This is a genomic window from Lysinibacillus sp. FSL H8-0500 (assembly GCF_038051955.1).
Taxonomy (GTDB): Bacteria; Bacillota; Bacilli; order Bacillales_A; family Planococcaceae; genus Lysinibacillus; species Lysinibacillus macroides.
The window spans coordinates 1,271,897-1,285,227 of the sequence record NZ_CP150292.1; the positions used below are offsets into that span (position 1 = coordinate 1,271,897).

Sequence of the window (13,331 nt, forward strand, 5' to 3'; positions counted from 1 at the left end):
CGTTAACTAAACGCTTTTAAAGGTGGGGTATTATGCAAACAGCCATTGCATTTATATTAATATTTGGTATGCTTGTCTTCTTTCATGAACTGGGGCACTTTTTATTTGCCAAACGTGCAGGTATTTTAGTGCGTGAATTTGCCATTGGAATGGGTCCTAAAATTTATGGGAAAACACATGGGGAAACTATGTATACCATTCGTTTATTGCCTATCGGTGGGTATGTGCGTATGGCAGGCGAGGACATGGATGGCACAGAGTTACAGCCAGGCTATCGAATAGGGTTAATTGTCAATGAAGATAATATTGTTCAAAAAATTATTTTCAATCAAAATAATAAGCAATTACCAGATTTATTATTTTTAGAAGTTGAACGTGCTGATTTAGAGAAGGATTTGTTTGTAGAGGGCTATGATGAAGAAGAGCGCTTAGTACGTTATCAAGTAGCAAGAGATTGTGTGCTTGTGGAAAATGGTCGCGAGCTTGTTATTGCACCACAGGATCGTCAATTCAATGCGAAAACAGTTGGACAACGTGCTATGACGATTTTTGCAGGACCATTGTTTAACTTTATTCTTGCGTTTGTCATTTATTTAGTAATTGGTTTAATCCATGGTGTCCCAACTTATGAGCCTATTATTACAGAAGTTGTAGAAAATGATCCCGCTGCACAGGCTGGGATGCTTGCAGGGGATAAAGTGACTGCAATTGATGGACAAGCCGTTGAAAAATGGCAGGATCTAGCCGCTATCGTGCAAGATCATCCAAACGAAAATATTAGCGTCACTGTTGAACGAGATGGCCAATCGGTTAATCTGGATATGACTGTCAAGGAAATTCAACAGGATGGTGAAAAATATGGTCAAATTGGTGTACGCTATGAGAGCCCAAGAGAATTTAATCCATTAAAGGCTGTTGTCTACGGAGCACAAGAAACCTATAATATGACGGTAAAAATATTTGAGCTTCTAGGTATGCTGATTACAGGTAAGTTTACAATAGATGCATTGTCGGGTCCTGTTGGTATTTATAAAGCAACAGAGCAAGTAGCCCAGTATGGCATTATGAACTTAATGAATTGGGCGGCAATGCTAAGTATTAACCTAGGGATTATGAACCTCCTTCCATTACCAGCACTTGATGGTGGTCGCCTATTATTCTTTGGCTTTGAAGCTTTACGTGGCAAACCAATCGACCGTCAAAAAGAAGGGCTTGTGCATTTTGTTGGCATCGTGCTACTAATGATTCTAATGGTTGTTGTAACATGGAATGATATACAGCGATTTTTCTTTTAATAACTAGATATTTTTGGAATACAATGAAGTTATATTTTCTAGCTTTGAGTGCATTTTCGATGAAACATTGCGCTCAAAGCTAAATTTGTTTATGCTATTGAGAGTATAACTTATTTATTTAAAAAAGGTGGAACACTGAATGAAGCAAAGTAAAACATTTATCCCAACATTACGTGAAGTACCTGCCGATGCTGAGGTAAAATCACATAAGCAATTACTACGTGCAGGATTTATTCGTCAAAACACAAGTGGGGTATACTCTTATTTACCACTTGCCAAACGTGTATTAACAAAGATTGAAACCATTATTCGTGAGGAAATGGAAGCGATTAATTCGATTGAGCTATTAATGCCATCCTTACAATCTGCTGAGCTTTGGCAGGAATCAGGGCGCTGGGAAAAATACGGTCCAGAATTAATGCGCTTGAAAGACCGTCATGAACGTGATTTTGCCTTAGGCCCAACACATGAAGAAGTGATTACAACATTAGTACGCGATGAAATTAAATCCTATAAAAAATTACCGCTCACATTGTATCAAATTCAAACGAAGTTCCGCGATGAAAAGCGACCTCGCTTTGGTCTATTACGAGGCAGAGAATTTATTATGAAGGATGCTTATTCCTTCCATGCTTCACGAGAAAGCCTAGATGAAACATATGAGGATATGTATCGTGCGTATTCAAATATTTTCACACGCCTTGGCTTAAACTATCGTGCTGTTATAGCAGATGCAGGATCTATTGGCGGAAAGGGTACACATGAATTTATGGTGCTTTCAGAGATCGGGGAAGATACAATTGCTTACTCTGATACTTCAGATTATGCAGCAAATATCGAAATGGCTGAAGTAATCGTCGACTATCAACTATCCGATGCCGCTTTAAAAGAAGTTGAAAAAGTAGCAACACCAGAGCAAAAAACAATTGAAGCTGTCTCAGCATTTTTAAATGTAGAGCCTGCTGCTGTCATCAAATCTCTAGTTTTTGATGTAGATGGAGAGCTTGTGGTTGTCCTTGCACGTGGAGATCATGAAATTAATGATATCAAATTGAAAAATGCACTTGATGCAGGTTCTGTGGAGCTTGCTAGTGAAGCAGCAATTCGTGATTTATTAGGCTGTGGTGTTGGTTCGATTGGTCCAGTAAAATTACCAGTAGACGTAAAAGTGGTAGCAGACCATGCTGTTAAAGCGATCCGTAATGGTGTTGCTGGTGCAAATGAAGACGGATTCCATCTAGTTAATGTTAACCCAGAGCGTGATTTTGCTGTGAATGATTATTTAGATATTCGCTTTATTCGAGAGGGAGATCCTTCTCCAGATGGACAAGGTTTGATTAAGTTCGCTGAGGGTATTGAGGTTGGTCATATTTTCAAATTGGGGACAACTTACTCTGAAAAAATGAATGGTACTTTCTTAGATGAGCAAGGGAAAGCTCAACCGTTTATTATGGGTTGCTATGGTATTGGTGTTTCTCGTATTTTAGCTGCCGTGGCAGAGCAATTCCAGGATGATAATGGATTTACTTGGCCAATACAATTAGCGCCATATGATATTCACGTTGTGCCCGTGAATACAAAGGATGAAGCGCAAGTTGCGTTAGCGGATGAGCTGTATGGTTTATTAAAATCATACCGTTATGATGTTTTATTGGATGATCGTGCTGAACGTGCAGGTGTTAAATTTGCAGATGCTGATTTAATTGGCTTACCTGTTCGTGTGACAGTTGGTAAAAAAGCAACAGAAGGCATTGTGGAAGTGAAATTCCGACAAACAAGTGAAACGTTTGAATGGAAAAAAGAAGAAGTTATTGATCGCTTAAATGAATTTTTCCGTAAAAACTAATAAGTAAGCTTCCAGAAAGAGCAATGTTTCTAATAGAGGCTTTTCTTAAATTTTGATAAGATAGTGGTAAAGAATTCGCGATACTTCTGTGGAGCCGTGAGTCAAGCAAGAAACAACAGGTTGTTTCTGTTAAGCTTGAAGAGCGCCCACAGTGAGGAAGCGAATTTTTTTCTTGAATGCTTGTCATAGCTTTAAGATGAATAAAGAACAGAGAACTTAGCATAATAACCCTTTTCTGAAAGTAGGTGTTGATCGATTGGAACAGCAACAAGAGGCAAGATCGAGATTTCGAATGCTCTTGCAGCAACTAGAATTAACAGATGATGTCTATATGTCATTTTTTGAAGCAGGTGAATTATCACGTTTAACCGTCCGTAAAAAGGATCGGCTTTGGCATTTCACCATTATATTGCAGGATATACTGCCATTTTCGTTATACCAGCTTTTCCGTACACGTTTAACAGAGAAATTTTCAGCGATTGCTCAAATTTATACAACGTTTGAAACAATCGAGAAAAATGTAACAGAGGAACTTGTTCAAGCTTACTGGTTAAATGTTGTTGAGCAAATTGATGAGATGGCACCAACGCTGAAAAGCTGCCTTATCTCCCAAGTTCCTATGTGGAATGGCCAAAAAATCACCTTATCCTGTATGCAGGAAATGGAATATATGATGCTAAAAACAAAATATACTGACAAGCTGGCAGAAAGCTATTGTCAATTTGGCTTTCCTCATATGGCATTTGATTTTGTCCTCCAAGAGCAATCAGAAGAAATGCTTGCGGCACAGGAAGCATTTGTTGAACAGAAGCGTATGGAGGAAGTAGCTCTCGCACAGCAAGCAATGGAGGATTATCAAAAACGTGAGAAAGAGAAAAAAGACAATCCAGCAGCGGCTAGCCTAGGTGATCGACCATTCCAGCTTGGTATGCATATTAAAGACGATGAAATCATGGAGATTAAACGTATTGTCGAGGAAGAGCGCCGTGTTATTATTGAAGGATTTGTTTTCGATACGGAAATTAAAGAACTAAAAAGTGGTCGCTCCTTATTGCAAATTAAAATTACCGACTACACAGATTCAATCATTGTCAAAATGTTCTCACGTGACAATGATGATGCAGAATTAATGCAGCATCTGAAAAAAGGCATGTGGGTAAAGGTTCGAGGCTCTGTCCAAACAGATACATTTATCCGTGATTTAATTGTGATGGCAAATGATATTAATGAAATTAAAAAGGAAACACGACAGGATTTAGCGCCAGAGGGTGAGAAGCGGGTAGAATTGCATTTGCATACACCAATGAGTCAAATGGATGCTGTAACACCTGTTGACAGGCTCGTTGCTCAGGCTGCAAAGTGGGGCCATCCAGCAGTTGCCATTACCGACCATGCTGTTGTGCAGGCATTCCCTGAAGCGTACGCAGCGGGGAAAAAACACGGCATCAAGATTATTTATGGGATGGAAGCTAATTTAGTGGATGATGGTGTTCCAATTGCATATGCTCCAGAGCATCGTTTATTAGCGGATACAACCTATGTTGTCTTTGACGTAGAAACAACAGGGTTATCAACAGCCTACGATACCATTATTGAACTTGCCGCTGTCAAAATTAAAGATGGACATGTCATCGATAAATATGAAAGCTTTGCCAATCCACATCATCCACTGTCAGCAACAACTATTGAGCTAACAGGTATTACGGATGATATGGTACGAAATGCACCAGAGGTTGAGCAGGTCATTAAAGAGTTCCATGCATTTATTGGGGATGGTATTGTTGTTGCCCATAATGCATCATTTGATATAGGTTTCTTATATACAGGCTATAAAAAATATGGGCTTGAAGGAACCAGACATCCAGTTATTGATACTCTGGAGCTTGCCAGATTGCTTTATCCAACAATGAAAAACCATCGTTTAAATACATTATGTAAGAAATTTAATATTGAATTAACACAGCATCACCGAGCTATTTATGATACAGAGGCAACAGGCTATCTACTTTTACAACTGTTAAAAGATGCAGAGCAACTCGCCATTAAATACCACGATGATTTTAATAAGCACATTGGTGGTGGCGATGCCTACAAAAAAAGCAGACCTATGCATTGCACAATTTTAGCCATAAATAATGCAGGCTTGAAAAATTTATTTAAAATTGTTTCACATGCTCATACGAAAACATTTTATCGTGTTCCTCGGGTAACCAGAGCTGTGCTAGAGCAATATCGGGAAGGGCTATTGGTCGGCTCAGGCTGTAGCAATGGCGAATTATTTGAAACAATGATGAATAAATCTCCTGAGGAAGCGGAGCAAGTTGCCCGATTTTACGATTATATTGAGGTGCAGCCAAAAGCGGTCTATGCTCCATTAATTGAGCGCAATGTCGTACGTGATGAATGGACATTAGAGGATATTATTCGAAAGCTTGTCAAGCTAGGAAAAAAAATCGATAAACCTGTGGTGGCTACTGGCAATGTCCATTATTTAGATCCGACAGATGCTATGTTTAGACAAATACTTATCGGCTCTCAAGGTGGCGCAAATATTTTAAATCGATCAAAGCTACCAGAGGTTCATTTTAGAACAACGGATGAAATGCTTAAGGAGTTTGATTTTCTAGGTCCTGATCTTGCCAAAGAAGTGGTTGTAACTAATGCACAAAAAATTGCTGACAGCATTGGTGATGTAAAGCCGATTAAAGATGATTTGTATACACCAAAAATCGAAGGCTCAGATGATGAGGTAACAAACTTAACCTATGAAATGGCACATCGCATTTATGGCGAGGAATTGCCTGAAATCGTCAAAGCCCGCATTGAAAAAGAGTTAAAGTCGATTTTAGGGCATGGCTTTGGGGTAATTTACTTGATTTCCGCCAAGCTGGTGAAAAAATCATTAGCGGACGGTTATTTAGTCGGTTCGCGTGGCTCTGTTGGTTCCTCATTAGTCGCAACCTTTATGGAAATTACCGAGGTAAATCCATTACCACCTCACTATATTTGCCCAAGCTGTAAGCACTCTGAATTTTTTGATGATGGCTCAGTTAGCTCAGGTTTTGACTTGCCAAATAAAGATTGCACGGAATGTGGAACGCCCTATAAAAAGGATGGACAAGATATACCATTTGAAACCTTCCTTGGCTTTAAAGGGGACAAGGTACCTGATATTGATTTAAGTGCGACACGTTGCTAGTTGAAAAGACTAGCCACCATTATTGGTAGAACTGCTATTTCGAAGTGTGGAATGAAGGAGTAACGTCCCGAAACACACTCGCTGAAGCTACGACATGCAAGTGGATGACTGCAAAACTGAAACTTGTATGAAGCTCGTTAAAGTAGACTGAAGTTCACCCAAACAGTACGGCTGTGGAAAAGGAGTAACCCTGTGAATGATAGGTCTGGCGTCTATAAACTTTCTATGGTTAGAATCAGTAGAATCACTGGGACGAACCCTCGATTGACTTTTCGTGAATGTCACGTAGTAGAAATGCTGCGGGGTCCAAATTAGGGCTTCTAGGTGTGGATGAGTAAGCGTTTGATTATGAAAATCCATCTTGTGTTACAGGCACATGCAAGCCTAGCGGAATTTAGGGGGAACCTAAGGGAAGATGTACAGATAGAAATAGTGGAACGTGTGAAGCTCCTAACGTAAGAGACAGTTGCATGTCGATGACGACGGTGTACGGAAATGCTGAATAAGTTATAACGTACTTTGAAGGAGTGGCAGTAGTGCCGTAGTACCGTTGAAGAAATGCCTGTGATGACTGAATAACCAATAGGTCGGAGGACAAAACATTTCAGAGGGAAGGGCACGAGTCGTTAGTGTTGAAATTAAACCTACACAAGTCAGATTCTAGTATGACTAAAGAGAACGAAAGCTCAAAGGGAGTGATTAGTTGGCTGACTTAATGATTCAAAAGTTAAGAAACAATGAGTATTTTGGATTGCAAACAACCTTTGATGATCTTTATAACGAAAGTAAAAGTGGTCGTTATTATACAGACCTTTATGATGTGATTATTTCCGAAGAAAATATCATGCTCGCCTTTCGTAACCTTAAAAGTAATACAGGTAGTAAAACGAAAGGTACTAATGGACACACAATTAAACATTTAAACAAAATGAATGCTGATAAACTAATCAAGCTTGTTCGAAGAAGACTGGAAAATTATTCACCACATGCAGTAAGAAGGTTATTCATACCAAAACCGAATGGAAAGATGCGACCTCTTGGTATCCCAACTATTGAGGATAGATTAATACAGCAAATGTTTTTGCAAGTATTAGAACCGATTACAGAGGCGAAATTTCATCCGCAAAGTTATGGGTTTAGACCGAAACGAAGCACACATGATGCACTCGCAAGATGCTATCATATGGTGAATCATAGTCATCAACACTTTGTCGTTGATATCGATATTAAAGGTTTCTTTGATAATGTAAATCATAAAAAGCTAATGAGACAATTATGGACGATTGGTATTAGGGATAAAAAGGTATTAGTAATCATCAAAAAGATGCTGAAAGCTGAAATTACAGGTGAAGGAGTACCAACGAAAGGAACGCCCCAAGGAGGAATTTTATCTCCGCTACTTGCCAATGTAGTATTAAACGAGTTGGATTGGTGGATTTCAAATCAATGGGAAACGAAACCGACACGAGTACCTTATAAGCTAAAACGCAATAAAACGGACGCACTTAAAAAGACAAGGTTAAAACCAATGTATCTAGTTCGATACGCAGATGATTTTAAAATATTCACGAACTCATATGAAAATGCTCGAAAGATTAAAGTAGCTGTTAAAAAATGGTTAAAAGAACGATTAGGGCTAGAAATTAGTGAAGAAAAAAGTAAAATCACGAATTTGCGTAAGAATGGTACAGACTTTTTAGGAGTTCGCTTTAGAGCGGTACAAAAAGGCAATGCGAAAACAGGATACATCGTCAATTCTAAGATGGACCCAAGAGCAAAAGAAAAGGTACAAGGCGTTATAAGGCATCAGTTAGTAAAACTAAGAAAAAGTCCTACTCCACAAAAAGTGATGAATTTTAATGCGAATATTTTAGGGCTGCAAAACTATTATAAGATTGCAACTCGGATCGCTCAGGATTTTAATGAGATAAGGCACAACATTCATCCAAATATTAAATCACTCCTGATAAGAAATATCTTTGTGAAAACAAAAGAAACAAACGGAGTGATTGATAAATTTTACGGAGATTACAATTATCCACGTTTCAAAAGCAATGGATTGCTGGTATATCCTATTGAAGCTGTTCGACATGATATACGAGGACAGCGAAAGCCTGAATTCACAATTTACAATGAAGCTGATAGGAAAGTAATTCATAGAGATTTAAAACAAGTGTCCATTCGAGAGATCGAAATGTTTCGTAAAGGAATATATAAATCAAAAAGTGTTCTGTATGAGAATAACCGATTGAGCAAATATGTAGCACAAAAAGGCTGCTGTGGAATTACGGGTGAGAGATTAACACCTCATCAGGCACTGTGTCATCATATAAAACCAACAGCACAAGGTGGTACAGATGAATACGATAATTTGATTATTATCAATAGAAAGTATCATATGCTCATTCACAATTCAGACCCTTTAAGGAATAAAGAGTATCAAAAGTTATTAAGTAAATTCGAAGCAAAAGCAGTTAACAAATTAAACGGACTAAGAACGGAAGTAGGAAATCCAAAGCTTAGTCTATAACATTCAACAAAACTAACGATGGAACGCCGTGTGAGTGTGAAAGCCTCATGCACGGTGTGGGACGGGGGAAAAGCTGGTGATAATTTCAAAGGCTTACCTATCGTCATATTTTTCTGGTGAGTATCAACCACAGGCTCATAACTATACAAAGGTGCTTTTTGGAGAGGAGTATGTGTATCGTGCTGGCACAATCGGTACTGTTGCAGAGAAAACAGCATATGGTTATGTAAAGGGCTATGCAGGTGATCATAATCTACATTTTCGTGGTGCAGAGGTAGATCGATTAGTGCAAGGCTGCACGGGAGTAAAACGAACAACAGGGCAACATCCAGGAGGCATTATTGTTGTGCCTGATTATATGGATATTTATGATTTCTCTCCAGTGCAGTACCCTGCGGATGCACAGGATGCTGAATGGCGGACAACTCATTTCGACTTCCATTCCATTCACGATAATATTTTAAAGCTTGATATACTAGGACACGATGATCCGACCGTGATCAGGATGTTACAAGATTTATCAGGTATTGATCCAAAAACCATCCCAACAGATGATCCTGTGGTCATGAAAATTTTTAGCTCCCCTGAATCTTTAGGGGTTACAGAAAAGCAAATTGGCTGTAAAACAGGTACATTAGGTATCCCGGAATTTGGTACACGTTTTGTACGTCAAATGCTTGAGGATACAAAGCCGTCCACATTCTCAGAGCTTGTGCAAATTTCAGGATTATCACACGGTACAGATGTATGGCTTGGTAATGCGCAGGAGCTTATTCATAGTGGTACATGTGTACTAAAAGAAGTAATTGGCTGTCGTGACGATATTATGGTATATCTAATATACCAAGGGCTAGAACCGTCACTAGCATTTAAAATAATGGAATCTGTACGAAAAGGGAAAGGCTTAACTGAGGAATTTGAAGTGGAGATGCTCGCTAAAAATGTCCCAGGTTGGTATATCGAATCCTGTAAAAAGATAAAATATATGTTCCCTAAGGCTCACGCAGCTGCCTATGTATTAATGGCGGTACGGATTGCTTGGTTTAAGGTGCATTTTCCAATTCTTTATTACGCAGCTTATTTTACAGTACGTGCAGATGACTTTGATTTAATTGCAATGGTTCAAGGCTCACAGATGCTTCGTGCGCGTATTGATGAAATCAATATGAAGGGCTTGGATGCATCGACAAAAGAGAAAAACTTATTAACTGTGCTGGAGCTTGCACTAGAAATGTGTGAACGTGGGATGAGCTTCCAAAAAGTTGATTTATATCGTTCGCAAGCAAGTGAGTTTGTCATTGATGGCAATTCTTTGATTCCACCTTTTGATGCCATCCCAGGGCTTGGGACAAACGTTGCGAAAATGATTGTAGCTGCTCGTGCAGATGGGGAATTTTTATCGAAGGAAGATTTACAGCAACGAGGCCGTGTCTCGAAAACATTGATTGAATATATGGATCAACTCGGCTGTTTAGAAGGTATGCCTGATGCCAATCAGCTATCCCTGTTCTAAGGGGAATAGACTTGCTAACGTTCGTTGCTTCTAAAAAATTATTGCCTTACTAATGAAGGAGTTTGCATTGTGTAATGAATTGTGCTATCCTAATGGTAATAATTTGTTGATATTTTTCCAGCAAAAGAGTGGGACCTTCCCGCTCTTTTCTGTTGTTATACCGTAGCAAAGCAAATTTTGACTAACAGCAGGTAAGACCGTAAAATTTCACCAAAGCAACTGGTGGAATTTCTGTTTTATCTTGATTCAGCAAATTCTTTTTGTATCGAAAGCGAAGCGTCAGCAGCACATCTTTTTTGCGCGAAAGCGAAGCGTCAGCAGCACATCTTTTTTGCGCGAAAGCGAAGCGTCAGCGGCACATACAGAAGCCCTCTTCCCTCTATAGGAGGAAGGAGAGGAATGCCTATTTTACCTCTGTTCAGTAGGTGTCCAAACGCCCACTGAATCAAGATAAAAGCCCCGGCGGATGTCATAGATTTTGAAGAGGAGCTTTTTCGAGCGAGCTCGAAAAAATCCAGACACAATTACGCTGGGGCGTAATTAATTATGGTTCATTAGAATTTGATAGATACAGGAGGAAATAATGAGCAAAGTACCAGCTTTAATTGAAGAGCTCGCTAAACCAATTGTGGATGAGTTAAACCTTGAACTAGTCGATATTGAGTTCATAAAAGAAGGACGTAACTGGTTCTTACGTGTCTATATTGATACGCCTGAAGGTGGCATTGATATTGATCAATGTGCTCAAGTCAGTGAGCGACTCAGTTTACTATTGGATGAAAAAGACCCCATTACACAAAACTATTATTTAGAAGTTTCTTCACCTGGAGCAGAGCGTCCACTAAAAAAAGATGCTGATTTTGAAAAAGCAATTGGCAAATTTATTTATGTAAAAACCTATGAGCCCATTAAGGACATGAAGGAATTCCTAGGCTACTTAACATCATATGATGAGCATACATTGGTGATGGAAGTGCGCATTAAAACACGTAAAATAACCGTAACAATTGAACAAGAAAAAATCGCATTGGCACGATTAGCCATTGATTTTTCAGCATAATGCATATTTAGGAGTGAAAACAAAATGAGTAGTGATTTGTTAGATGCGCTAAATGCGCTAGAAGAGCAAAAGGGAATTTCGAGAGATGTATTAATTGAAGCTATTGAAGCAGCATTAGTTACAGCTTACAAACGCAACTTTAACCAAGCACAAAATGTTCGAGTTGACTTAAACTTAGATAAAGGCTCTATTCGTGTATTTTCACGCAAGGATGTTGTAGAAGAGGTAGAGGATGAGCGTTTGCAAATTTCTTTAGAAGATGCAAAGATTATCAATCCTGCTTATCAATTAGAAGATATCGTGGAGCAAGAAGTAACACCACGCAACTTTGGACGTATTGCGGCACAAACGGCAAAACAAGTGGTAACACAGCGTGTACGCGAGGCGGAGCGAGGCTTAATCTATGAACAATATGTAGATCGTGAAGATGATATCGTAACAGGTGTTGTAGAACGTCTAGATGCTCGCAATATTTATGTTGGCTTAGGTAAAGTAGAGGCAGCATTGCCGATCAATGAACAAATCCAAGGTGAATCTTATCAGCCGCATGATCGTATTAAAGTATATATTACGAAAGTTGAGCGTACGACACGTGGACCACAAGTGATTGTATCTCGTACACATCCAGGTTTATTACGTCGCTTATTTGAAATGGAAGTACCTGAAATTTATGAGGGAATTGTCGAGATTAAGTCAATTGCTCGTGAAGCAGGTGATCGCTCTAAAATTTCAGTTTACGCACATAATGAAGAAGTTGATCCAGTTGGTTCATGTGTAGGTGCAAAGGGTGCACGTGTACAAACAATTGTTAATGAGTTAAATGGTGAAAAAATTGATATTGTAGAATGGTCTGAGGACCCAGTTGTCTTTGTCGCAAATGCACTAAGCCCATCGAAAGTATTAGATGTGCAAGTAGATGAGGAAGAAAAATCGACAACCGTTGTTGTACCAGATTATCAATTATCACTAGCAATTGGTAAGCGTGGACAAAATGCACGTCTCGCTGCAAAGCTGACTGGCTGGAAAATTGATATTAAGAGTGAAACAGATGCTCGTGAATTAGGTATTTATCCTTCTGCTACAAGTACGTTCATACCTGCTGAGGATGAAGATAGTGATTTTGATGAAGTAGCAGTTGACTTATATCGAGATGATGAAGAATAAATAAAAAAGCCCGTGTGACAAGTTAACTGGCAGTATTCAGTGGGCCCCCTACGCCGACTGAATACTGTCAGAGCGTCAAGTAGAGCACGACTTGTCCACCTCTTACGACAAGCTTCAGAGAGGAATGGTGATTCTTATGGTTGTAAATAGAAAAGTACCGCTACGGAAATGTGTAGCAACTGGAGAAATGCTACCAAAGAAAGAGATGATACGTGTTGTTCGCTCAAAAGAGGGCGAAGTAAGTGTAGATGTCTCAGGAAAAAAGCCCGGGCGTGGTGCCTATGTCTCTAAATCAGAGGAAGCGGTTAACATTGCGCGTAAAAAAAATGTATTAGGCCATCAGCTTGATGTGAAAATTCCTGAAGAAATCTATGAGGAACTTATTTTGCTGATTCGTAGGGAGTCAATTTTATGAAGAATCAAGCAATATTTAATTTGCTTGGGATTGCGGCAAGAGCCCGTAAAGTGATTTCAGGAGAAGAGTTAGTTGTCAAGGAAGTCCGCAATGGCAATGCAAAGCTAGTGCTGCTTGCAAACGATGCTTCTAAAAACTCTAGTAAGAAAATTCAAGATAAGTGCACGTACTACAACGTTGAGTATCATGTAATTGGCGATCGATATGATCTAGGACATGCTACAGGTAAGGAGGCCCGAGTGGCTTTAGCGATTACCGATAAAGGTTTTGCAAGTAAATTGTCTAGTCTACTCAACGAAAACTAATCGG

The 13,331-nt window shown here is 39.2% G+C and carries 7 protein-coding genes and 2 pseudogenes; all 9 read left to right on the plus strand.

What is annotated here, in order from left to right; translation table 11 throughout:
• The first annotated feature begins 32 nt into the window (after window positions 1–32).
• Window positions 33–1,295, plus strand: a complete 1,263-nt coding sequence (gene rseP, locus MHB44_RS05910; protein WP_341301947.1) for an RIP metalloprotease RseP — start codon at window positions 33–35, stop codon at window positions 1,293–1,295.
• A gap of 139 nt (window positions 1,296–1,434) precedes the next feature.
• Complete coding sequence (locus MHB44_RS05915; RefSeq protein ID WP_341301948.1) at window positions 1,435–3,141, plus strand: proline--tRNA ligase; 1,707 nt, start codon at window positions 1,435–1,437, stop codon at window positions 3,139–3,141.
• Between the two features lie 256 nt (window positions 3,142–3,397).
• A pseudogene (locus MHB44_RS05920) lies at window positions 3,398–6,325 on the plus strand (PolC-type DNA polymerase III); the annotation flags it as partial.
• Between the two features lie 718 nt (window positions 6,326–7,043).
• Window positions 7,044–8,870, plus strand: a complete 1,827-nt coding sequence (ltrA, locus tag MHB44_RS05925; protein WP_341301949.1) for a group II intron reverse transcriptase/maturase — start codon at window positions 7,044–7,046, stop codon at window positions 8,868–8,870.
• A 109-nt stretch (window positions 8,871–8,979) separates the two neighbouring features.
• Window positions 8,980–10,383 (plus strand): annotated as a pseudogene (locus tag MHB44_RS05930) (PolC-type DNA polymerase III); the annotation flags it as partial.
• A gap of 583 nt (window positions 10,384–10,966) precedes the next feature.
• Entirely contained in the window at window positions 10,967–11,443 is a 477-nt protein-coding gene (gene rimP / locus MHB44_RS05935) for a ribosome maturation factor RimP (protein ID WP_341301950.1), read from the plus strand.
• Between the two features lie 24 nt (window positions 11,444–11,467).
• Window positions 11,468–12,607 (plus strand): transcription termination factor NusA, encoded by a 1,140-nt coding sequence (nusA, locus tag MHB44_RS05940; protein ID WP_341301951.1) that lies wholly within the window; start codon window positions 11,468–11,470, stop codon window positions 12,605–12,607.
• A 136-nt stretch (window positions 12,608–12,743) separates the two neighbouring features.
• A complete protein-coding gene (locus tag MHB44_RS05945; protein ID WP_053993960.1) occupies window positions 12,744–13,022 on the plus strand; it encodes a YlxR family protein in 279 nt (92 codons plus the stop codon).
• Window positions 13,019–13,327, plus strand: a complete 309-nt coding sequence (locus MHB44_RS05950) for a YlxQ family RNA-binding protein (RefSeq protein ID WP_053993961.1) — start codon at window positions 13,019–13,021, stop codon at window positions 13,325–13,327. Before MHB44_RS05945 ends, MHB44_RS05950 begins: the two co-directional genes overlap by 4 nt.
• The last annotated feature ends 4 nt before the right edge of the window (window positions 13,328–13,331 follow it).

Bases quoted from the DNA above. Each gene is read 5' to 3' on its own strand.
- rseP (WP_341301947.1), top strand. From the start codon at position 33: ATGCAAACAGCCATTGCATTTATATTAATATTTGGTATGCTTGTCTTC.
- MHB44_RS05915 (WP_341301948.1), top strand. From the start codon at position 1,435: ATGAAGCAAAGTAAAACATTTATCCCAACATTACGTGAAGTACCTGCC.
- rimP (WP_341301950.1), top strand. From the start codon at position 10,967: ATGAGCAAAGTACCAGCTTTAATTGAAGAGCTCGCTAAACCAATTGTG.
- nusA (WP_341301951.1), top strand. From the start codon at position 11,468: ATGAGTAGTGATTTGTTAGATGCGCTAAATGCGCTAGAAGAGCAAAAG.
- MHB44_RS05945 (WP_053993960.1), top strand. From the start codon at position 12,744: ATGGTTGTAAATAGAAAAGTACCGCTACGGAAATGTGTAGCAACTGGA.
- MHB44_RS05950 (WP_053993961.1), top strand. From the start codon at position 13,019: ATGAAGAATCAAGCAATATTTAATTTGCTTGGGATTGCGGCAAGAGCC.